A 21,518-nucleotide genomic window follows, 5' to 3' on the forward strand; every position below is an offset into this window, starting at 1 on the left:
ATTAAGGCATCCTCGCAACAAGCCGATCGCAACTCTTAATTGGCGATACTAACGCTAAGAGAGGAAGCGACCTTTTTAAAACAATCCAAGACCTGTTCAATGTGCTTGTCTTCGTGCGTACTCATAAACGCTACTCGAATGATCGACTGCCCTTTCGGAACGGCAGGATAGACTGCGGGCAGGGCAAAAACGCCTAGACTCAACAGCTCCAAAGAAAACTTGAACGCTTTCGCGTCATCTCCGATCAGAACGCCGATAACAGGGCCATCCCCTTCAACCATTTTCAAGCCGATATCCCTGAAACCCTGACGCGCCTTCCTGGTATTTTCCCACAACTTCCAGACCCGTTCGGGCTCTTCCCGGATGATCTTGCAGGATTCAAGCGCGGCTGCGGCACTGGCCGCAGGCAATGCCGCGGAAAACATCAATGTCCGGCTTTTGTGCTTCAAGTATTCCAAGAACCCGAGATCATCACTAGCAATGAACCCTCCAATGGAGGCAAGGGCCTTGCTGAATGTCCCCATGATAACATCGACATCCTGAGTGACGCTGAAATGATGAGCAGTCCCCCTGCCGTCCCCCATCACGCCTAACCCGTGGGCATCGTCAAGGTAGACAATCAAACTTGGATCTTCCCGTTTAAGAGCGATCAGACCGGGCAGATCCGCAATGGAACCGGACATGCTGAACACGCCTTCCGTAACGGCAACCCGCACGGCTTCAGGGTGCCTCTCCATGGACCTTTTCAGAATTTTACGCGCATCATCCATGTCGTTATGCGCGAAAGTACGCATTTTAGCCCTTGAATTAAAAGCGCCTTCAAAAATGCTTGCATGACTGTCACGGTCACACAACAAAAGATCACAAGGGTCGGCGAGGCAGGTGAAAGTTCCAGCATTCGCCAAAAAACCCGTAGTATGGACGACGGCCCCTTTTTTCCCTAGCAGGGCGGCCACGGTCTCTTCAAGTTCGGTGATTATGGACAGGTTCCCGCACAGAAAACGGGAACCCCCGGGACCACTGCCCCATCGCTCGATTGCCTTTTGAGAAGCTTCGCCGACCCGAGGGTGCTGTGTTAACCCCAGATAATCGTTGGATCCGACCATGATGACTCTTTTGCCACCGGTCATCACCTCATACCCAATACTCGAATCAATTTCCTGAAAAAAAACATAAATCCCGTCACGCCTACATTTTTCAACCAGACTATTGAACCCACGATTATGAAAATACGATTGCACTTGTTTCACCTTGTATATAAAATATTGAGTTCTTTAACACCTAGGATCAAAATAATCAACTGAACCGAACCCACCTCTTCCCCAACATGTCCAAATCATCCGGGTTGGCTTCCATGCTTTTGGCCACCCCCAAAGTTCTGATTCGCAAAGCATCAAGCGCCTTGTCCGCCAATTCCAAAATCCGATCATAACGGTTGCTCTCAAACACCGGGTCTTCTTCAACAGAACTAATGACTTCCTTATAGATATTGGCCAGAACATGGCCTATCAGACTCTCATCCTTTGGAAATTTTGTTGGGTCTATCGGGGTTAATTTGTAAAAATAACAATCCGAAAAGCTGACGAGGGGTGTCTTGGAGCCAATTTTATCTCGAATAAAAGCCGCATACTTAGAAAGAATCTCTAAACGTTCCTTCCTTTCCTTTCAGCATGGCTTCCCACCTGTCCATGCTTACGCCAGTACCCGATGATTTCTATCAAGTCCACAGGACGTTCCGCAAACTTCGCGGCATCCGCCTGCTTCAATGATGCCATGAAAACGGGTACGCCGATGCCCTCTTGAGCTTCGGCAAACTGCCGCATTTGTACCCTGGAGAGTTCATCGAGTTTGACCACAAGAATGGCGTCCGCAGGCTTCCCCTCATCCCCACTCGTTTTTTGATTCGAAGCTTCATCCCCACCAGTCTGGTGGACAGGCATCGGCAACACCGAAGCAACCTGTTCCCGATCAAAATTAGCCTGCCAATCGCTGCCTCGGCAGGAGATGAAGATATGAGCCCGGGCCAAGTGCGGGTGAATGGACCGCCCCAGTCTACGCAGGGCTTTCTTGAAATTCCGGAGATCTCCCAACCTGGACTCGTCTACCGAATCGAGGAAAAACCACCCCTCCTCACCCGACTCCAGCCATGACGCGAACAAGGCTTCATCCTCTGGAGACAATATTTCCCCAGGACTGGACTCGGCCAAATCGGCCAGTTCCATAAAAAAGGCAGCCCTACCTTCCTTCTTTAATCGGCGGGCCGTCGTCCGCATCTCGTACGTCTTGCCGGCACCGGCCTCGGCCAAAATAACGACCCGCTCGTTCTTAAGCATTTCCTCCCAAGGCTTGCCATCGGCGGGGAATCCACTCCAATCCCTGGCAAAATCATGATCATATTCATCCGTTTCCGAGAAGGTGCTGAACGTCCTGTGAAGATTAACGGCTTTAGTCATTGAATTTTCCTGGTTGTTTCTGGCGGATCCTACTTCACTTTCCCGCAAGCTGCCAGCCCACGCCTTCCCCTCCTCGCCCAATGTACTTCCGTTCTCTTCCCTTTAACCCACCGAATCGACAGGAAAGAGTTTATCTCTTTTTAATCGTTGATTTTTCCTGTTGACGCCCCGGCGTTTCGCGCTATGCTGGATGGTTCCGCTGACCAATTCTGGTCCGGGCAACCGTAGGCACAGTGAGGACGATAATGACGGAACTGACACCTCTCCGCCGGACCGATGCCCGGCTCGAACCCCATAAGCTGCAAGGGTTCGTCACGTCATGCGTCACACAGGGCGACTGCCTGGCCGACGTCTTCCTTGGGACCCGCATCTATCTTGAGCGGGACGGACGGATCACGCTCGAATTCCTGCCGGACGGAGGGACGTTGCACTTCACTACATTCGGCCATGACGAATGGTCCCCCGCTGAAACCGCTTCCGCTGACGCCCTTCGTCTATTCAAACGCTTCCGCCGGATACCGGACAGAGCCGAAGTGTACGACATCTTCACAGGCAAACGGCTCCGGGAGGATGAGTTGAGGGCAAGGCAAAATGGAGTAACGCGATCCGCTCAGCGTTGGGACGAGCGGCTCGCTTTTTGATGCAGAACGAGAAAACATGGGAGGAAAATGATGAAAACGAAACGCCCCGGCTACCGCGAGAACGGTGAGATTGACACGCGAGATGCCTATCAGGTCGAAATATTCTGTTCATGGCCCCAACTGTTCCAAGCGCCGGAGGGAATCGCCCGGCAGGTCAACCGGGACGGCGGCTACCTTCGCATATCCGAACCGGGGATGTCGGCCAATGACTGGGCGCACAGGGTCAATGAATACAAGCGGCACGGCCTGATCCCCGGCCCGATCCGGCATCGGGACCTGCGCTGGGACGGCCTGGACATCACGCGATTGATCGACAAGCTCGGCAGGATTCAAGTGCTTGGCACGCCGGACCTGCTCTTCCTGCCGGGCTACGACCCGCAGCAACCGGGGCTGCTGACCTGCGACATCGCGGGATTCTGCCTCGCCGACAAAAGCCTGTACGGGCGGATGCTGGGAACGGCTTTGACCATCGGGGTCGTGCATATCGACAATGTCAGAACGCTCGAAAAGGCCTCGCTCCTGCACTGTCGGCGTGCCCCCTTGACTCCCGCCGTCGTTGCGCGCCAGGGCGTGCAGATTATCGGTCAGGAGAATCTGCCCGAAAAGACGATCCTGTCGAAAGGCGTTCCTGACGGCGGGTGCTGCAGGATATCGACTCACTGCCTGTTTTGCGGAACACCGGTCAAAGTCCGAGGGCTCTTGCGGAGAGGAAAACCCCACTTCGAGATCGACACGCAGCCGATCTGCGACCACCTCCGGCTCCGCATGGCACCGGCCCCCGACGGGAAGCGCCACGAGCTGTATGTCATCCACGAACAGCAACCGCTCAAGTCCAGGGCGACGTGTGGGACCGAGGCTGCCGAGCGGCGTGAGGCCGACAGGAACGGCAATGGTTAGCCTCTGGCGAACCATCAGCCACTCCATCCCGAAACGGCCCCATTGCGGGCCGTTTTTTTTATTTTCATTTTCATTTCAGGAGCAAACTTTTTTTACTCCTCGCTGCCGTACCATGCCGCAGACGGCGATAACCTCCTGTCTAGCAAAGATTTCCCCGGCCCACAAAAAAGCAACCGACCCCCTCCCCAAGAGTTGCGAAGCCCCCCTGCGGCACGCGACAACCTAGGCGTGGAACTTCCAAAAAGGAGATAATCATGTTTTTGAATGTGCAATTAGCACCCTGGCAATTGGTGACTTTCCGCCCGCGTGTTGGAATTGAACCCGGCGACGATCTTGCCGACGACATCCGTACGGTCAAAGTGTGGTTGGGAATTCCCCGAGGGCGCACCCAAGTTAATAAGCACGGGCAGACTATTTCAACCCAATATATCCCGCTGCACCGCACCAAGCACTGTGGATATAGCCCCAACAAAACCCGGTTTGACGTCGCTCGGGTCAGGTTGCCACCCAACACGATCGTCATCGCGGGTATCTCTTTGTGGTGCAAATCCTCAAATGAACCGATTGTTCACCCAGTCGTAGGAATCGTGCCGCCCAAGCTGGATGTCACCCCCTACTTCTGCAGCAGTCGCCAAGACCCCAGGCTGGAAATCACGCTGAGCGGTGTTTGTCCGATTTGTCCGGAAGATGTGGCAGCCATTTGCACGCAGCGTTGGCAGGAAGAAAACCCCGGTGCGAACAATGGTGACGACGTATAGATAAAATCAAGGCATTTTGAATGGGAGATGGTCCTAAAAAAAAACAGCGGCGCAAAGCCGCTGTCCCTCTTGTCCGGTCAAGTCTCACTTGATGGGAATATCCGCCCACCCGCGGATGTGAAAACTCACCCCTTTTTTCCCCGGCCAGTAACTCTCCATTCCCCCGGTATCCACTTGGTCGATCAAAAGCTTGCAGAACTCGGCCACGGTCATGTCGATGGCTTTGATGCACTCGGCGGCGACTTCCATCTCCCTGCCGTCGTCGGCCATCGAACAATACCGTTCGTGACTCTCGACCCTGAGGCCGTTCTCGATGAGTCTCACCGGACCGCCAGGGGCGGCGCACGCGAAGAAGGCCAGCGCCATATCATGCCGTGTGGGGTTATCGATCAATTTCCCGATCATCTCGTACTTTTCAGAATCCGTCATATCCTTCCCAATTTCCTGCGTCTGCAAGCTTTTTTCATTTTTATTTTGTTTCCTTTTATTTCCTTATACTTCTTCTTCGCCCGCCAGGGCGGATCCTTTGCCGCCCCAAATGGGGGCGACTGATCCTTTTTAGGCGAACTAATCATCCCACATCGAGCTGGAGGAGGAATCATCCCAGCTGAAGCTGCTGTCTTCCATTGCCGAGTCATCGTGGTAAATGTTGCCGATTAAATATGACTTGGCGGGATCCGTGCTCTCGCGGAAAATGCTGGCGATGCCGTCATCGTCCCAGCGAGAGCTATCCTCCTGCCGCCCGCTATCCCCATCGCCGAAGATCGCGACCAGGGCAATGAGGCCCACGATGAATGCAGCCGGCAAACTCATCAAAACCGTTTCCATTTTTCGCTCCCTTTCTTTCTCGTTAATCCGACCTGTATTGTCGCGCGTCTCCGCGAGAGAGCCCAGCATTCTCTTCAGTTTTTTGGCCCAGCCGTCCCTTTTCCTCCTTTTTATCTTTGAGGGCGAGCGGATGAAGCAAATCGAATTGTCCCGGGGGGGGGGGACGAAATGGTCGGAACCACCTCTTTCGGCGCGGGAAAAGATTGTCTCGCGTTATACGCCAACGGTTTTCGTTTTACCGATCGCGATTTGTCCAAAGGGTGTCAGGAGAGTTCCTGACAATCTTTGAATCCTTTACTTGTTGCTTGCTGACAACACTTTCAGATCCTTGGATTGCGTGTTCGAAAAATGGCCGTTTTTTGCAAAAAACGACTATTTTTCACGAAATGGGCGCATTTGCCGAAACCGGACCGAAATACGGCTTTAGATCCTATTGGGTCAAATTCGACCGATTCGCGGGAATCGCCCTTTCCTGGCGGTGTTGATATGAGAGGTGAAAAGGCCTGCCGAAACAGTCCTTGAAATCCGGTTGGGTTATTCTTTCCTGTTATCCAGCCACCCTTGGAGGATGGAACCAGGATCGGCCCACTTGTAATACGGCGTTATGTCGTTCGTGATATATCTCCGCCCCATGTGGGAGGCCGCGATTGCCGTGGTGTGGATCCCCGCAAACGGGTCCAGGATCGTGTCGCCCTTCCTGGTGAACGCATCAATGAGATAGTGCAACACCTCAAGATGCTTTTGCGTGGGATGGAGGGCCTTGGTCTCGCCGGTCTTCGTCTCGTACATGGCCCGATGACGCCCTTGAGGAACACCCGTGACCTTGTAATTCAGTTTCCCCTTTCTGCCTTTCCGAAACCACGAACCTTCGTTCGAAGCGTGAATCGCAAGCTCGAAAGCTTCCGCGAAATCTCCCAGGTTCCCCTTCTTCAATCCATCCGGGTTAGTCTTGGGCCAGGCGAATTTTCTGAGCTGCGTGAAATACTTGCCAAGCTCCCGGTACCAAGTGCCGAACTGCAAGTCCGACCCGAAAACAAGGACGTAGCCTTTGGGCTTGGTCACCCGCGCGAATTGATACGCCAACCAGTCGATATGAATATCCCGCCGGTCCCAGGCTTGGTTCCTGATATTAATTTCGTAGGGTGGATCAGTGATGACCGCGTCCACGCAATGCGGGTCGAGACACTCCAGCAGAACATATGCGTCCGCCTGATAACGCCGCCCATATTCGTCGTCTTCCCATGGGCCTTGCCCATATATCGTGACCTTTGTTTCAGACATCACTCAATATTCTCAATGGACGTCCATTCGACCGCCCGCTTTGACCAAGTGTTCTTGGGGAGAAAATCGCGGTTCGCGGCAAGAAATCCCCACATCTCGTCCAGGGCGTCCCTGCGCATGAGGGTTTCCAACTTTCGCTCCCGCTCATGCCGGGTCTTCTCCTTCACGCCATGGCAACCTGCCGCAGCCTTTGTGAGTGGCTCGTCCAGTTTGAGGAGCATCAGGAATGTCTCGTAGACTTCGGGATGCATCGCGGCCAAGACAAGCCGTCCGAATGACACCGAGGAAATTCCGTACGCCTCGGCAAACGCCCCGATCTTGCCCACGGGAATCGGGCCCTTGCCCTTTTCCACCCGGCTCACAAAGTTCGAAGTGGTGTGCCCGAGCTTCCGGGCCACGCTTTCCTGGGTCAACCCTTTCCGTTTCCTGACCACCGACAAATATATCCCGACGTCATCCACCAATTTCTGCTGCGCACTTTTCATCACGCCCCCCATTAAATCGACTAGACAATTTATTTTCAGAATCCAATCTCTCGGTCAAAAGGCGTGTTTTGACCGCCTCAACCACCAATTTTAGACAAAATCGCCTGAATTTTGATTCGCTCTCGATTTCTCTTTATTTATAACATGCTGATTCTTCATCATTTTTTCATTTTTTTCATTTTTCTCCTTTCAGGCCCCTGTTTTCGGTTTGACTTTTTATTTGCCCATGGTGTCAGACTTAAGGGTTGGCAGAAATATCCATGTTTTCACTTCAACCCAAGGGGAAATGGAACGGGTACGCGCGAGCGGTAGGAGGCTTTTACGTTTCGTTCCTACGGAGCCCTTGAAATGTCCAATGCACCGACGCTGCTCACTATCAACGAAGTCGCCTGCTTTCTGCGGGTTCACCGAGCGACTATTTCGCGCCTGATCGGGGCTGGCGCCTTGCCCCATCTCGCGGTAGGATCCCGCAAGCTTGTCCTGAAAGAGGACCTGCTGGCGTTCATTGACAACCGAAAACGCTTGGCGGCGAACAGTCCGAGGGAGGGATAGCCTGTGGCTACCGTTACTATCGCGACGCGTTCGCTGAAGAAAGGCAAATCTTATGTTGTCCACTTCAAAGACCCGGAAACGGGCAAGAAAGTGTACTACAAAAGTTTTAGAAGGAAAGACAAGGCGCAGGAAGAAGTTAACCGACTTCGCACCCTGCTGGACAGCGGAACGCTGCCGAACAAGGACAGTCGGCAACCGAAGCAGCAGGCCCTGCCCTCTTTTGGGCAGGCGGCCCTGCTGTGCCAGACCGAATGGGATCGAAAGCTGGGGGAAGGCAAGATCGGCGAAGCAAGTCATGCTGGGTATGGCTACCTGCTGACCCCAATCCTGAAGGAATGGAAGCACACCCTGTTGCTTGACCTCACCGAAGAAATCATCAGGGACTACCGTATCGGCATTGCCAAAAAAACGCGGGCAAAGCTGGTCGCCAAAGGCGAAAAGGGCGACAACTGCAACGTTCTTGCGAACCGGCGCCTGTTCGTCATCAAGCAGGTGTTCGCCCAGGCTGCAAAGCACGGCTTGATCGAAAAGGACATTGCGCGGGACATCCCCTCTCTGTCGGAAAAAGACAGTGAACGGAAGAACGCCCAGAAGCCGCTTGAGATTGAAGAACTGCTTGCGGCGGCCCGTCAGCGTAGGGCGAAACATTACCTGCCCCTAGCGATCCTGCTGGCGGTTGAGCACGGATGCAGCACACAAGAAGTCCTCAGTCTCAAGTGGGCCGATGTGGACCTTGCGGAAAACCACATCACGTTCCACCGAACCAAAAACGGGGTGACCCGAACCCACAGGATCATGCCCCGTACCCATGAAGCTATCGCGGCTCGGTTGGAGCACCTGACGCGGTACCGGGAAAAACGCGCCGTGAGGGCCAAGGGGGACTTCGTGGTCGGCAACATGGACGGAACGCCATTCAAGTCGCTCAAGACGGCCTGGAAGGGACTATGCATCGACCACGATTTCGATGACCTTCACTTCCACGATCACCGCCACACCTATTGCACGAATATGCTGAAGGCAGGCTGCACGCTCAAGGAAACCAGCGTGATGATCGGCCACAAGACCCTGCGTATGACGGACCGGTACAGCCACCTTGAAGGCGTGCTGGAAGACGGTCCTCAGGATCGCTTGGCCGCCCGCTATGCCATGACCGGCACGGACAATACGCCGTCGGAAGCGGCGGACACATAGCGGACATATTCCTGAAATCCGCAACAGGGTACGAAAAAAGGGTTCCAAGTATTCACTTGAAACCCTTAATTTTCGTGTGGTGGAGCTGGAGGGAATCGAACCCACGACCTCTTGAATGCCATTCAAGCGCTCTCCCAACTGAGCTACAGCCCCACGTCGTTGGGAAAGCCAACTTGTCCCAAGGGGACGGTTTTTGTCAACAGAAAATGCGAACAAATTTCACCGGGTCCGGGCGCTTTTTTACCCGGCTAGAAATCCGCCCGACGGATGACGCAGCCCGGCCGCTGGACCGTGCGGTGGTATTTGACCGCGGGCCTGCCGAAGGACATGGCGCAGGCCAGGAGGTGATCCTCCGGGATGCCCAGCCGGGTCCGGAACTGCGGCACGATGCCGGTGAGCAGGGCGCGGGCGATGCCGTTCCAGACCGTGCCCAGGCCGTGGCTGTTGGCCAGCAGTTCGAAATAGCTCATGGCGATATGGCAGTCTGCCATGGGTGCGAACGAGTCCTCCGGGGCCGAGGCCACCAGCAGGTGCGGGGCGTTGCGGAAGAGGATGTCCGTGCCGTCCTCGCAGCCGCGCACGTAGTCGGCCATGCGCTCCCAGCCCGCCGGGAAGCCCTCCCCGTGCAGCATTCTCAGGGCCTCGGCGGTGACCTCGGCGCGCAGCCGGTCCATCACGGCCGGATCATCCACCACCGTCAGGGTGACCGGATGGCGGTTCACGGCCGTGGGCGCGTGGGAGACGACCTCCAGCAGATGGCGGATCAGAACCGGATCCACACCCTCTTTCCTGTAGCGTCGGGTGGAGCGGCGGCCCATGATCAGGGTCTCCATCTTGGCCGGGTCCGGGAACATGCCCTTGAGCGGCAGGCTGTCGGCCGGGTCCTTGCCGAAGACGCTCACCGCGCCGGGCTTGCACACGGCCAGGCAGTGCTGGCACTCGATGCACCGGGCCTCGTTTTCGGGCCGGACCACGGGCAGGCCGTCCATCTCGATGACGCCCCACAGGCAATCCTTCGCGCATTCCCCGCAGCGGGTACACTTGTCCGCATCCACCGTGAAATTCAGCATGATCCTTACTCCCTGTCAGGTTGATTTCGTCCAGTATAGCAGGCCCGGCCGAAAACGGAAGCAGGCACTTTCCCGTGCGGCGGTTCCGCGGAGGTAGGAATCATGCGTTTCCACCCGGTTGCAGCCGGCCACAGGGTATCGAGCATGTTCACAAATACGCGGCTTTGGTATAGAGACAAGTATTCTGCGTCAATCCGTGACGCCTGTTTCAAGGAGGGTACATGCAACGCACGATGAAGAAACTGCCGCTCGCAGCGGCCCTGGTGGTCCTGGCCGCCGGCCTGGCCTGGGCATCACAGCTCATGAGCGTCCAGGTACGCACCGGGCAGCTCCGGGACAAGCCGGGCTTCTTGAGCAAGGTGGTCGGCGAGTTGGAATACGGCGACCGGGTCGATCTGACGGTCGAAAAAGGCGACTGGCGGCAGGTCAAATCCCTGGGCGACGGCCGCTCCGGCTGGATGCACTTCTCCGCCCTGACCGAGCGGGAGATCGTCCTTCACCCCACCGACAAGGACGTGCAGGCCGCCGCCGGTTCGGACGAACTGGCCCTGGCGGGCAAGGGGTTCAACAAGCAGGTGGAGGACCGGTACAAGCGGCAGGCCCGGCTCGACTACGCCCGGGTGGATGAGATGGAGAAAATCGTGGTCCCGCAGAAGTCCATCCGGCAATTCATCCTGGCGGGGCGCCTGGGAGGTGCCCAATGAGACGCAGGCGCTTCCTGAAGACCCTGGCCATGACCGCGCCGCTCCTCCTCTCCCCCCTGGCGCCCAAGGCCTTTGCCGGGCTGTTCGACGAACTGACCGACGTCCTGCCCGACGAAGTCGCCTCCATGCTCGAGAGCGGCAAGAAGCTCATCTCCGGATTCGAGGACATCACCCCGGAACAGGAGCACTACATCGGCCGCTCCGTGGCCGCCGTGATCCTGTCCAAGTACCCTTGCTGCAACCACCGCAACGGGCAGCGGTACGTCAACGTCATGGGCCAGGCCCTGGCCCAGGCCTCGGACCGGCCCGAGACCTTCGGCGGCTATCATTTCCTGATCCTGGACTCCGATGAGATCAACGCCCTGTCCGCGCCCGGCGGGTTCGTGTTCGTGACCAAGGGGCTGCTCGGCTGCTGCCGATCCGAGGACGCCATGGCCTCGGTGCTGGCCCACGAGATCGGCCACGTGCAGCGCAAGCACGGGCTCCAGGCCATCCAGAAGTCGCGCATCACCGGAGGTGCCACGGCCCTGGCCCTGACCGGCACCGCCACCCTGTCCGGGGGCACGCTCAAGGAAGTGACCCAGACCTTCGACGACTCCATCCAGGACATCACCACGACCATGATCGACAGCGGGTACTCGCGCACCTTCGAGAAAGAGGCCGACCACGACGCGGTGGTCATCCTACAGCGCATGGGCTACGACCCCAACGCCATAGTGGACATGCTCAACGTCATGCGCACACGCTTCACCCCGCAGAGCAAGGGGTTCGCCCGGACCCACCCCTCGCCCAAGGAACGGATCAACAACGTCCTGGCCACGATCGGCACCTATCACCGGCCCGCGGCCGTCAAGCCGCGTAACGACCGGTTCGCGAGCATGACCAAGGGGCTGTAGGGTGTCCCGGCGGCTGAAAGAGGCCCTGGCCGGACTGGCCGTCGGGCTCCTCGGAGCGTTTCTGGCCCTGGGGGCGCAACGCCTGGGCTGGCTCGACGTCCCGGAGAACCTGACCTACGACCTCCGTGTACGGGCCCTGGCCGAACCCGGCGCGGCCACGGACCGCATCCGCCTGATCCTGCTCGACCAGAAATCCCTGGACTGGGCCAGAGAGTCCTTCGGGCTCGCCTGGCCCTGGCCCAGACAGGCCTATGCGCCCATGGTCGATTTCTGCAAACGCGCCGGCGCGGCCTCCCTGTCCTTCGACGTGGTCTTCACCGAGCCGTCGGTCTACGGGGTGGACGACGACCGGGCCCTGGCAGAAAACCTCCGCGCCATGGGCCGGGCCGTGCTCGCGGCAGATTTCGCCCGGTCGGACGCGACGAGCGAAACCTGGCCCGCGTACGTGCCCGAACCGGTCTTCGCGATCAGCGGCGACGGCCCCCTGCGGGGGGCAAGGGCAGCCGCCTTCCCTATCCCGGACCTTGCGGACGGCGCGACGGGCGTGGGCAACGTCAACGTCTCGCCCGATGCGGACAACGTCTACCGACGCTTCCCCCTGCTCCTGAAATTTCACGGCCGATACGTGCCTTCGCTGCCCCTGGCCGCGTACATGGCCGAAAGCCCCGAGCCGGTGGTCCTGGCTCCGAGCATGCTGACGGTGGGCACAACGCGGGTGCCGCTCACGCCCGGCGGCGATGCCATCCTCAACTACCGGGGCCGGGGTGCGTTCACTGCCTTCGGCGCGGCCGCAATCATGGAAAGCGGCATGCGCCTGGCCGAGGGCGGGCGGCCGGTGGTCGACCCTGCGGCCCTCAAGGGGAAACACGTGCTCTTCGGCTTCTCGGCCACCGGACTGCTCGACCTGCGCTCCACGCCCATGGGCGGGGTCTCGCCCGGCGTACTGGTCAACGCCACGGCCCTGGACAACCTGCTCTCCGGCGACTTCCTGCGCCCGGTCCCGCCGTGGTCGGACGCGGCGGCCACCCTGCTCCTGGCCGTACTCGGCGGACTGGGCGTAACGCTGCTGTCCAGCCTGTGGGCCGCGCTGGCGGTTTCGGCGGGGACCCTGGCCGCGCCCGTGGCCCTGAGTTCGATCCTGTACATCCAGGGCATCCGCTCGGGCATGGCCGCGCCGCTGGCCGGGTGTCTCGTAGCCCTGTTCCTGGCCGGAACCTGGAAATACGCCACCGAGGGACGCCGCAAACGGTTCATCAAATCCGCCTTCAAGCAGTATCTCAGCCCCAAGGTCATCGACCAGCTTCTGCAACATCCGGAGCGTCTCGCTCTCGGCGGCGAACGCCGGGAGCTGACCATCTTCTTCTCGGACCTCCAGGGGTTCACCGCCATCTCCGAAGGACTGAGTCCCGAGGCCCTGACCGGGATGCTCAACGACTACCTTTCGGCCATGACGGACATAATACATTATTATGAAGGAACCGTGGACAAGTACGAGGGCGATGCCATCATCGCCTTCTGGAACGCCCCAGTGGACCAGCCCGGCCACGCCCTGCTCGCCGTCAGGGCCGCCCTGGCCTGCCAGGCGAAACTGGCCGATATGCGCCCGGCCCTGAGGGAGCGCATCGGCGCGGACATGTTCATGCGCATCGGACTGAACACCGGCCCGGCCGTGGTCGGCAACCTCGGCTCCAGGGAGCGCTTCGACTACACCATGCTCGGAGACGCCGTGAACCTGGCCGCCCGGTTGGAATCCCTCAACAAGCAGTTCGGCACCTGCACCATGGTCTCCCAGGCCACCCTGGACCGGCTCGGCGGGGAAATCCCGGCCCGCAAGCTTTCCCGCCTCCGCGTGGTGGGCAAGAAGAAGGCCGTCACCGTGTACGAGCCCATGTCCGCCGAGGAGCACCGGGCGCGGCGGGACGATCTGTCCGTGTTCGCCCGTGGGCTCGCCCTGTTCCAATCGGGCAACTTCACCGCTGCCGCCACCCTCTTCGAGTCCATAGCCCACCGCGACCCGGCCGCCGGGAAATACGCGGCCAAGTGTTCGGAGTTGGCCGCCGCCCCGCCCTCGCAATGGGACGGCGTCTGGACCATGACCAGCAAATAGCCCACGGCTCCGGGGCCTTGCGGGTCCTCGGAAACGCCCTTCCCCATATCCGGTTCGTGTTTTCCCGATCACAGCTTATGGAGTCGGGCTCCCCCGCAATCCGTACAAGAATCGGAGGAATCCCCTCCTTAAATATTTTCCCCTTTCATATTAGTGTATTAAAATAGAATCCGCAGGTCCTCCGCATGGGGAAAACCACTCGCCGACCATTTTTTTTTAAACATGCCTATGTGGACAGAGATTATTAATCGCGAAAAATCAAGTTTAATAGCCATTTCAAATCGGCCATGCAACTCCAGCCACAAGCCCCCTCTTCGACTCTTTATCCACACTATAACCTACTGGCTTATTGCATGATTTAAAATTGACTAAAAAACAGGCAATGCGTATAAAATAGGATAGTTTGCTCACGAGAAAATTTGTGACCACGTTCAGACCCAGGAGACCACCATGGCCGATACAAGCATACATGCGTTACTGATTTCGCTCCCCGGGAATGGCAACACCGAGGTGTATCAACTGGATGCCGATACCCCGGTCAAATTCGATTTTGACCTGGCCAACGCCGTATTCACCGGCGAAAATGGCAACCTTGAGATTGCCGTCGACGGCGGCGGGACCATTGTCCTCGAAAATTACCAGGCGCTGGCCGACACGGGCCACCTGCCATTGTTCGAGATGCCCGACGGCGAGATGGTGGCGGGCAACACCTACCTCTTCGCTTTCGCCGGCGTCGACCAGAACGGCGACATTGAAACCGCTGCGGCCAACGCCACCAGCGGCTCCGGAGCCGGTCAGTACAACGACGATCCCGGCACACTCTCCGACGGCATCAACGCCCTGGGCGGCCAGGGCGATGCCTTCAGCTCGCATTCCTTCCCGACCCTCGGCGGCACCCCGGCCCCGCTCGCCACCACAGCCGACGACGGCGGCGGGACCATCGACAACCCGGTCCTGAGTGCCGAGAGCGACCTGGGCCACGGAGCCTGGGTCACCGACTCCGAGGGCATCCCGACCTCCGAGTTCGTCGAGGGCGACACCTCCCACGTGGACTTCGCCGCCGTAAGCGGTCCCGACAGTTGGAGCACCCTGGCCAACGGCCTCGGCCTCGCAATCAGCGGGACCACCTCGGTAGGCAGCAGTTCACAGGTAGTGCAGGTGAATGACGACGGCATCGGCCTGTCGAGCATGGACCTGGCCAACAGATATTATGACGGTTCAGATGAGATAGGCCACGGTTTCGTCTCGGGCGCTTCCGGTTATGTCACCACCACCGAGTCCATCATACTCGACTTCGGCAACAACACCGTCGAGAAGCCCCTGAACGTGGCCGTCACCCTGGACAACGTCACGGACATCGAAGACGTCGTCTTTACGGTCACGGGCAAGGACGGCGACGGCAACCCCCACACTTTCACCTTCCACACCTTCGGGGTGGCCGACGGCACGACCTTGACCGATGCGGGCGGCAGCGGCGTGACCCTGTACAAGAGCAGCAACGGGCAATATACGGTCAAGGGCACGGCCATCGACTCCGACGGCAACGGCGAGATGCTCATCGACACCATCACCATCACCGCAGGCGACAGAGCCTCGTTCATCCTGGCGGCCATCGACGTGACCGCCGAGGGCTCGTGGCAGACCGGCACCATCCCCGGCGAACAGTCCATCCTGCCCGCACACGGCAACCTCCTGGACAACGCGTACAGCTCGGACGGCTCGGAAATGACTGCGGCCATCGTGGGCGCGGGCGTGGGCCTCTGGGGCACCCTGGCCGTGGACTCCGCCACCGGCGATTGGACCTACACGCCCCACGACAATGCGCTGAACGCCGGCAACGCACCGGACGGCCCCACCGTGGAACAGTTCACCTACCAGGTGACCGACGCCCACGGTCTGACCGACACCGCCACCTTGTACGTGCCGGTGCACCTCAACACCACCGCGACCGACACTCCCACCGAAGGCGGCGACGTGGTCTACGGCGGCGACGGCGGCCACACCATCTCCGGTCTGGGAGGCAACGACTTCCTGTACGGCGGGGCGGGCGAGGACACCCTCTACGGCGGGGCGGGCCACGACTACCTGAACGGCGGCGGCGGCAACGACCACCTGTTCGGCGGCGACGGCAACGACTACCTGTTCGGCGGTAACGGCAACGACGTCCTGGAAGGCGGGGCCGGCAACGACCACCTGTTCGGCGGGGCCGGCAACGACACCCTCTGGGGCGGCGCAGGCAACGACGTCATCGACGCCGGATCCGGCGATGACAACGTCTTCGTCAGTTCTGGCCACGACACCGTTTCCCTGGGCTCGGGCGAGGACACCATCACCATCGACCCGACCTATCTGACCGCCGGCGACGGCGGCGGGTCCATGACCGTGACCGACTTCAACATCCACGAGAACGATCACTTCGCCTTCGGTCACCTGAGCTCCGGCGTGGTGGAAGTGAGCTCCTTGGCCAACAGCGGCGATCTGGTCCTGACCATCGCCAACGTGAACCCCGCCGGGGACGACATCAGCATCACCCTGCAGGGCGTGCTGCCCCCGACCCATGATATGGTCACCGACCATGTGGACCTGTCGGCCACCGGCGACGACCTGAACACCGTGGTCCAACACATCATCAATTCCGGCGGACACACGTCCTAAAACGACCAATACCCCCGACCCGGCCATGCGGCCGGGTCGGGACCATGTTTCGGAATGCGGTTTTCTCCACCATGGAGACAGGGATATGCCCGACGAGGCGAACATGAACGAAACCACGATGCTCGGCACCTACACCCTTGACGGAAACGTTCCGGTCGATCCGGAGATCGTCCTGTCCGACTGCCGCGACACGGCCATGCTCGGCCAACTGGTGAGCATGTTCGCGGGCGATGCCGACATCCGGTTCTTCCTCCTCCCGGACGTGGACCGGGCCTCCATCGACCTGGGGGCGGCCTTCCACTTCATCAAGGACACCGGAAGCTGGGTGCTGGCCAACAACGACACCATGCACGGCGTCCTGTTCGACGACGCGGGGTTCAACCCCGCCGGGCACGAGGGGACCTTTTCCATCTCCCTGCTGGGCGACGGCTCCTACGCCCTGAACATCGGTTCCGAAACCGATCCCGGCGCGGACCTGCCGCACGACGCCCTGCTCGTGGACCTGCCCGAACACGACCTCTTCGTGGACGGGCACCCGGTCCATCCGGGCGGACACGAGGGCCACGAGGGCGGCCATGCACTCCACGCGGGCGCGGAATCCGACGGCCTGTTCATCGATCCCTCGGTCCTCGGACACGGCCAGAGCGAGATCGTGGTCACCAACTTCTCCCTCGGCAGCAACCACCTGGAACTGCCCGACAACATGTCCGTCAAGGACGTGGTCGTGGACAACGAGCACGACCTGACTTCGGTAATCATCGGCCAGAACGACCATACGGGCGACGACATCGTGGTCAAGCTGCTCGGCGTTTCGCACCCGGATATGCCCGCCCACGATTTCCATATCGACGCGGCCCACTCCGGGGACGACCTCATCACCCATCTGATCCATTCCGGCCGACACGTGGGATAACCCCGCGCCGCAGCCGCGTTTCGGCAGAGAACACGTGTCCGGGGACGCTCACGCCTCCGACGGCGGAGTTACGGTAGCAGCAGGGGGCTTCGGCGAACACATCCGGCTGTATTCATAGGAAGTAGCGCAGCCGGGTTCCTGACCCAGGGCCTTCCCGAATTTAAGAAGAACGGGTCCGTCCTTTCTTGACCATATTTGCACAACCGGCTACAAGTATAGCAGTAAGTACCTTACAAAACCCGAAACGGGGAAGAAAATGAAAAAACTTGTTCCTGCAATTCTCCTCTTCACGTTGGCGCTGTCGGTGCCGGCTTTCGCCGCCAACGGCACGATGACGCTCAAGGACAGCGTCATCGCGGCGGTCAAGCAGCATCCGCAGATCAAGGCGCTTTTGAACAACAAGGACGCCGTGGCCATGGCCAAGCGTTCCGCGCTGGGCCGCTTCTTCCCGTCCCTCGACCTGACCGGCGAATACGGCAAGCAGCAGTACGACGACGCCAACAACCGCCGGAACAATACCGAAGAGCGCTGGCGCACCCCGACCGACTTTCGGGCCACCCTGACCCAGCCCATCTTCGACGGCTTCGACCGTTGGCACGATTTCAAGCGTGAAGGCTTCCGCCTGACCTCGGCCGAAGGCCGCCTGGTGGACAACGTCGAGACCGTGGGCCTGGATGCCGTCCGTTCCCACGTGGATGTGGTCCGCCTGCGCAAGCTGGTCGCCCTGGCGGAAGACAACATCGCCGCGCACCAGCACCTGCTCGATTCCATCACCGAACGCGTCCAGGGCGGAGCGGGCAACCGCGCCGACGAGATGCAGGCCAAGGGCCGCGTCGCCCGCGCCCAGACCACCCTGGTCACCTATACCGGCGAACTGCGCACCGCCGAGGCCCAGTACATCCGCACCGTGGGAACGGCTCCCACCTCTCTGGCCGATCCCCAGTATCTGCCGAACTACATCCCCGGCAACGCCGACCAGATTCTCAACCTTTCCCTGGAAAACAACCCCAAAATCGCCGTGTACAAGGCCGAAATCAACGTGGCCGAGCAGACCAAGGGCCAGCTCGAATCGACCATGTACCCGACCGACGACGCCTATCTGTCCACCCGACATACCGACAACCTCGACGGCGTGGACTCCTATATCCAGGACAACAAGGCCATGCTGCGCGCCCGGTGGAACATCTTCAACGGCACCAGTGACTACTACGACATCAAGACCGCCGCCGCCCGCATCCGCGAGGCGCAGGACAACCTGCAGGACACCACCGACGACATCATCCGCCAGGTGGCCTCCACCTGGGCCGACTACCAGTCCAGCCTGGACCAAATCCAGAAGTACCAGGAAGCCCTGCAGTACAGCCTCGAATCCCTGGACATGTACCTGATGCAGTTCAACGTGGGCCAGCGCTCCCTGCTCGACCTCCTGGACGCCACCAACGAGGTGTTCACCAACCGCGTGCAGCTTGAGACCGCGACCATGAACCGCGACTTCACCGTCTACAAGTTCCTGGCCCTCGAAGGCCAGCTCATGAAGACCCTGGAGATCGCGCCCAATACCTACGAGAACATGTCCACGGAGACCACCGCTTCCAAGTAGCCGGAACGCTACTGCGAGAACAATCGTTCAAGGGGCGCAGCCGTGACGGCTGCGCCCCTTCTTCACTGGGCCGCCCCGTGACTTTCCCCACGACGCTCCGCCGGGACTCCCCGGCGCTGTCCGGCAGGCGGCCCGCAATCCGGGCATCCCGCCGAGCGATGCCGGCTTCATCGCAACATAGAGCGGCGCGGAAACGGCGCACACCCGAAAGCCCGCCCGCAGACAGTCCCCACGCAACACCCGCCCCCTAGGCGCGATCCGCTTGCCCCCCAGCGATTTTCCTTCCGCAGCGTAATGGCGGGCATTCGAACACCGCCCAGAGCACACAAAAAGGCCCCGGCACGATGCCGGGGCCTCTGCATGACCAGATGGATGGGGTCGGTGCTATGCCTTGTCGGCGAGGAGCCGTTCCCCGGCCGGAGTTTTGATGACGTCGGCCAGGGCGGCGACCACGGCGGGGTCGAAGCGGTCGCTCTCCCCGGAGAGGATCTCCAGGGCCTGTTCCGGGGCCTTGGCACCCCGGTAGGAGCGGGGACGGATCATGGCGCAGAACGAGTTGAGCGCGGCCAGGATGCGGGCGAGCACGATGATGTCACCGTCGGCCAGCTTCTTGGGGTAGCCCGAGCCGTCCAGGCGTTCGTTCATCTGATAGATGGCCATGAGCACGCCCTCGTCGATGTCGATGTCCTTGAGGATGCGGTAGGCGTATTCCACGTGTCCCTCCATGACGGCCATCTCCTCGGGGGTGAGCTTGCCCGGCTTGGTCAGGATCTCGTTGGGCACGAACATCTTGCCGATCTGCGACAGGTTGGCGGCGGTCTCGATCTCGGCGATGTCCATCTCGGACAGGTGCATGGCCTTGGCCACCTCCACGGACAGCCCGGCCAGGAGCTTGGTATGGCCGCCCAGATACGGGTCAGCGGCCTCGATGGTCGAGCCGAGCGCCTCCATGGCGTTCCTGATCAGCCGCTTGTTCTTCTCCTGGGCGGCCACGAACTCGGTCACGTCGCGGTAGACCTCGACGATACCCTGGCAGGTGCCGTCCTTGGTGCAGTACGGCGACTTGGACACCTGGAACTGGTGGCGCCGGGAGCGGATGAAGATGGGCTCGCTGATGGTCATCTTGCGGTTCTCGCGCACGACCACCTCGTCGATGGACTCCAGCCGCTTGGCCGTGTCGAAGCCGAATACGGCGGCGGTATCCATGCCGATGAGTTCCTCCTTGGGACGCCCGGCGGCCGAGGCAAAGGCGTCGTTGACGTAGGTGAATTTGCCGAGCGCGTCCTTGAGCACGATGAACTCGTCGATGTTGGCGTTGATGGAATCGATGAACAGCTTCTGCGCCTCGATCTGGGTGGCCAGGGCCCGGAACTGCTCGGCAATGCGCTGGCTCTGTACGCCGGTCAGGATCCACCAGGCCAGCCCGGCGATGAGCAGCGCGGTCAGGATGCCCAGGCCGGCCACGATGTAGACGGTGCGGTCATAGTCGAGGATCGGCTTCATGGCCTGGCCGTAGTCGATCTCCTGGACCAGCCACCAGGCCGGGCCCGGGATGCGCACGCCAAGGGAATAGACCTTGGTCTCGGCGTCTTCGATGCTCGGCCGCAGCCCGAAGGGAATGTGGCCGTCCTCGTTCACCTTGACCGGGAAGCCTACGTCCAGGAAGCCGTCGGCCGTCCAGGGCGCGACCTCGCGGTATCCCGCCCCGCCCTTCTGCATCAGCCGGGTCTTCTCGCCCTTGGCGGCCAGGGGCGAGTTGGACAGCAGTTCGGTGATCTTGCCGGAAATCTGGCGGGTCATCATGAGCACGCCCACCGCCTTGCGGCCGGAGGTCTCCTCCGTGCCGCCCACGGCGTCAGGCGGATAGACCGGCACGAAAATGTCCATCTCCAGCCCCTGGGCGGTCTTGCGCAGGGTGGAATACTGCGGTTTGTCCTGCTTGATGGCGGCCATGGCCAGCCCGGTCTGCTCCTGGTTCATGGGCGGCAGGTAGCCGTCGGTGGCGATGTACGCCTCGCCCTTGCGACTCAGGATGCGGGCGTTGAGGAAGCCCGCGTAGGTGGAGAACTCGCGGAGCATGTTCTCCATCATGGGCAGTTGTTCGGCCAGGGTCATCCCCTCCTGGCCCTCCACGGACTGGTCGGAGTGCAGCCGCCCGAAGAGGTTGGACAGGTCGCCCGCATAGGTGTCCACCTCCGAGGCGTAGAGCCGGAAGAGATCGGACTTGATCAGCCGGTCGCCCTGGTGGGACAGGTTGTCGAGCCAGGAGGCGATGACCTCGGTGCGCCCCTGGGTCAGCAGTTGGAAGCGTTTCTGCTGGTTCTCGAGCACGGAGGCTTCATTGTCCCGCACCGCCCTGGCGGCGAGCAGGGCGATGCCCACCGAGATGACCAGCACGAAGGCCAGGACAACGCCGATCTTGACGCCCTGCCCGGCCCCTCCGATGGATTTGGGGACCTCTGCGGTCTTTGTAGGATGTTCAGCCAT

Annotated in this window: 19 protein-coding genes and 1 tRNA gene; 11 read left to right on the forward strand and 9 right to left on the reverse strand. The window is 60.1% G+C overall.

The window, feature by feature from the left end; genetic code table 11:
- Window positions 1-35 precede the first annotated feature (35 nt).
- Window positions 36-1,241, reverse strand: a complete 1,206-nt coding sequence (locus V8V93_RS16720) for an aminotransferase class I/II-fold pyridoxal phosphate-dependent enzyme (protein ID WP_338667757.1) — start codon at window positions 1,239-1,241, stop codon at window positions 36-38.
- A 402-nt stretch (window positions 1,242-1,643) separates the two neighbouring features.
- The gene (locus V8V93_RS16725) at window positions 1,644-2,453 is read right to left on the reverse strand and encodes a hypothetical protein (RefSeq protein WP_338667759.1); all 810 of its coding nucleotides are present in this window, start codon (window positions 2,451-2,453) and stop codon (window positions 1,644-1,646) included.
- Window positions 2,454-2,698: 245 nt separating this feature from the next.
- Here V8V93_RS16725 and V8V93_RS16730 point away from each other — a divergent pair, with 245 nt between their 5' ends.
- The 3 genes from V8V93_RS16730 to V8V93_RS16740 all read left to right on the forward strand — a co-directional run bounded on the left by V8V93_RS16730 (window position 2,699) and on the right by V8V93_RS16740 (window position 4,749).
- On the forward strand, window positions 2,699-3,094 hold the full coding sequence (locus V8V93_RS16730) for a hypothetical protein (protein ID WP_338667760.1): 396 nt from the start codon (window positions 2,699-2,701) through the stop codon (window positions 3,092-3,094).
- A 27-nt stretch (window positions 3,095-3,121) separates the two neighbouring features.
- Window positions 3,122-3,991, forward strand: a complete 870-nt coding sequence (locus V8V93_RS16735) for a hypothetical protein (protein WP_338667761.1) — start codon at window positions 3,122-3,124, stop codon at window positions 3,989-3,991.
- Between the two features lie 254 nt (window positions 3,992-4,245).
- On the forward strand, window positions 4,246-4,749 hold the full coding sequence (locus V8V93_RS16740) for a hypothetical protein (protein ID WP_338667762.1): 504 nt from the start codon (window positions 4,246-4,248) through the stop codon (window positions 4,747-4,749).
- An 84-nt stretch (window positions 4,750-4,833) separates the two neighbouring features.
- On the opposite strand, the gene V8V93_RS16745 is transcribed toward V8V93_RS16740, so the two are convergent.
- The 4 genes from V8V93_RS16745 to V8V93_RS16760 form a co-directional block, all read right to left on the reverse strand.
- Window positions 4,834-5,178 carry a hypothetical protein gene (locus V8V93_RS16745; protein WP_338667763.1) on the reverse strand — a complete coding sequence of 115 codons (345 nt, stop codon included), beginning with the start codon at window positions 5,176-5,178 and terminating at the stop codon, window positions 4,834-4,836.
- Window positions 5,179-5,316: 138 nt separating this feature from the next.
- Complete coding sequence (locus V8V93_RS16750; RefSeq protein ID WP_338667764.1) at window positions 5,317-5,577, reverse strand: hypothetical protein; 261 nt, start codon at window positions 5,575-5,577, stop codon at window positions 5,317-5,319.
- Between the two features lie 534 nt (window positions 5,578-6,111).
- Complete coding sequence (locus V8V93_RS16755) at window positions 6,112-6,858, reverse strand: DNA-methyltransferase (RefSeq protein ID WP_338667765.1); 747 nt, start codon at window positions 6,856-6,858, stop codon at window positions 6,112-6,114.
- Entirely contained in the window at window positions 6,858-7,343 is a 486-nt protein-coding gene (locus V8V93_RS16760) for a helix-turn-helix domain-containing protein (RefSeq protein WP_338667766.1), read from the reverse strand. The genes V8V93_RS16755 and V8V93_RS16760 overlap by 1 nt, the downstream gene beginning before the upstream one ends.
- 348 nt (window positions 7,344-7,691) lie before the next feature.
- On the opposite strand from V8V93_RS16760, the gene V8V93_RS19520 reads away from it, so the two are divergent.
- Together V8V93_RS19520 and V8V93_RS16765 are read left to right on the forward strand one after the other, a co-directional pair.
- On the forward strand, window positions 7,692-7,895 hold the full coding sequence (locus tag V8V93_RS19520) for a helix-turn-helix domain-containing protein (protein ID WP_422394377.1): 204 nt from the start codon (window positions 7,692-7,694) through the stop codon (window positions 7,893-7,895).
- A gap of 3 nt (window positions 7,896-7,898) precedes the next feature.
- A complete protein-coding gene (locus tag V8V93_RS16765; protein ID WP_338667767.1) occupies window positions 7,899-9,086 on the forward strand; it encodes an integrase in 1,188 nt (395 codons plus the stop codon).
- Between the two features lie 77 nt (window positions 9,087-9,163).
- Here the strand turns inward: V8V93_RS16765 and V8V93_RS16770 are convergent.
- Both V8V93_RS16770 and V8V93_RS16775 read right to left on the reverse strand, forming a co-directional pair.
- Window positions 9,164-9,239, reverse strand: a tRNA-Ala gene (locus V8V93_RS16770).
- Window positions 9,240-9,334: 95 nt separating this feature from the next.
- The gene (locus V8V93_RS16775; RefSeq protein WP_338667768.1) at window positions 9,335-10,156 is read right to left on the reverse strand and encodes a nitroreductase family protein; all 822 of its coding nucleotides are present in this window, start codon (window positions 10,154-10,156) and stop codon (window positions 9,335-9,337) included.
- Window positions 10,157-10,377: 221 nt separating this feature from the next.
- Between V8V93_RS16775 and V8V93_RS16780 the strand changes: the two genes are divergently transcribed.
- From V8V93_RS16780 to V8V93_RS16805, 6 genes are all read left to right on the forward strand, one after another.
- The gene (locus V8V93_RS16780; protein WP_338667769.1) at window positions 10,378-10,860 is read left to right on the forward strand and encodes an SH3 domain-containing protein; all 483 of its coding nucleotides are present in this window, start codon (window positions 10,378-10,380) and stop codon (window positions 10,858-10,860) included.
- Window positions 10,857-11,756, forward strand: a complete 900-nt coding sequence (locus V8V93_RS16785) for a M48 family metalloprotease (protein ID WP_338667770.1) — start codon at window positions 10,857-10,859, stop codon at window positions 11,754-11,756. Before V8V93_RS16780 ends, V8V93_RS16785 begins: the two co-directional genes overlap by 4 nt.
- A 1-nt stretch (window position 11,757) precedes the next feature.
- Window positions 11,758-13,863, forward strand: a complete 2,106-nt coding sequence (locus V8V93_RS16790) for a CHASE2 domain-containing protein (protein WP_338667771.1) — start codon at window positions 11,758-11,760, stop codon at window positions 13,861-13,863.
- Window positions 13,864-14,313: 450 nt separating this feature from the next.
- Window positions 14,314-16,518 carry a calcium-binding protein gene (locus tag V8V93_RS16795; RefSeq protein WP_338667772.1) on the forward strand — a complete coding sequence of 735 codons (2,205 nt, stop codon included), beginning with the start codon at window positions 14,314-14,316 and terminating at the stop codon, window positions 16,516-16,518.
- 103 nt (window positions 16,519-16,621) lie between these two features.
- Window positions 16,622-17,431 (forward strand): hypothetical protein, encoded by an 810-nt coding sequence (locus V8V93_RS16800; protein WP_338667773.1) that lies wholly within the window; start codon window positions 16,622-16,624, stop codon window positions 17,429-17,431.
- 256 nt (window positions 17,432-17,687) lie between these two features.
- A complete protein-coding gene (locus tag V8V93_RS16805) occupies window positions 17,688-19,031 on the forward strand; it encodes a TolC family outer membrane protein (RefSeq protein WP_338667774.1) in 1,344 nt (447 codons plus the stop codon).
- A gap of 384 nt (window positions 19,032-19,415) precedes the next feature.
- Here V8V93_RS16805 and V8V93_RS16810 read toward each other — a convergent pair whose 3' ends face one another.
- On the reverse strand, window positions 19,416-21,518 hold the full coding sequence (locus V8V93_RS16810) for an HD domain-containing phosphohydrolase (protein ID WP_338667775.1): 2,103 nt from the start codon (window positions 21,516-21,518) through the stop codon (window positions 19,416-19,418).

This window comes from Pseudodesulfovibrio sp. 5S69 (genome assembly GCF_037094465.1).
GTDB classification, from domain to species: Bacteria; Desulfobacterota; Desulfovibrionia; order Desulfovibrionales; family Desulfovibrionaceae; genus Pseudodesulfovibrio; species Pseudodesulfovibrio methanolicus.

Excerpts from the sequence above, each read along its gene's own strand:
- V8V93_RS16785 (WP_338667770.1), top strand. The coding sequence starts at position 10,857 with ATGAGACGCAGGCGCTTCCTGAAGACCCTGGCCATGACCGCGCCGCTC.
- V8V93_RS19520 (WP_422394377.1), top strand. The coding sequence starts at position 7,692 with ATGTCCAATGCACCGACGCTGCTCACTATCAACGAAGTCGCCTGCTTT.
- V8V93_RS16810 (WP_338667775.1), bottom strand. The coding sequence starts at position 21,518 with ATGGCTGAACATCCTACAAAGACCGCAGAGGTCCCCAAATCCATCGGA.
- V8V93_RS16745 (WP_338667763.1), bottom strand. The coding sequence starts at position 5,178 with ATGACGGATTCTGAAAAGTACGAGATGATCGGGAAATTGATCGATAAC.
- V8V93_RS16740 (WP_338667762.1), top strand. The coding sequence starts at position 4,246 with ATGTTTTTGAATGTGCAATTAGCACCCTGGCAATTGGTGACTTTCCGC.
- V8V93_RS16805 (WP_338667774.1), top strand. The coding sequence starts at position 17,688 with ATGAAAAAACTTGTTCCTGCAATTCTCCTCTTCACGTTGGCGCTGTCG.
- V8V93_RS16730 (WP_338667760.1), top strand. The coding sequence starts at position 2,699 with ATGACGGAACTGACACCTCTCCGCCGGACCGATGCCCGGCTCGAACCC.
- V8V93_RS16735 (WP_338667761.1), top strand. The coding sequence starts at position 3,122 with ATGATGAAAACGAAACGCCCCGGCTACCGCGAGAACGGTGAGATTGAC.
- V8V93_RS16800 (WP_338667773.1), top strand. The coding sequence starts at position 16,622 with ATGAACGAAACCACGATGCTCGGCACCTACACCCTTGACGGAAACGTT.
- V8V93_RS16725 (WP_338667759.1), bottom strand. The coding sequence starts at position 2,453 with ATGACTAAAGCCGTTAATCTTCACAGGACGTTCAGCACCTTCTCGGAA.
- V8V93_RS16760 (WP_338667766.1), bottom strand. The coding sequence starts at position 7,343 with ATGAAAAGTGCGCAGCAGAAATTGGTGGATGACGTCGGGATATATTTG.
- V8V93_RS16780 (WP_338667769.1), top strand. The coding sequence starts at position 10,378 with ATGCAACGCACGATGAAGAAACTGCCGCTCGCAGCGGCCCTGGTGGTC.
- V8V93_RS16755 (WP_338667765.1), bottom strand. The coding sequence starts at position 6,858 with ATGTCTGAAACAAAGGTCACGATATATGGGCAAGGCCCATGGGAAGAC.
- V8V93_RS16750 (WP_338667764.1), bottom strand. The coding sequence starts at position 5,577 with ATGGAAACGGTTTTGATGAGTTTGCCGGCTGCATTCATCGTGGGCCTC.
- V8V93_RS16795 (WP_338667772.1), top strand. The coding sequence starts at position 14,314 with ATGGCCGATACAAGCATACATGCGTTACTGATTTCGCTCCCCGGGAAT.
- V8V93_RS16775 (WP_338667768.1), bottom strand. The coding sequence starts at position 10,156 with ATGCTGAATTTCACGGTGGATGCGGACAAGTGTACCCGCTGCGGGGAA.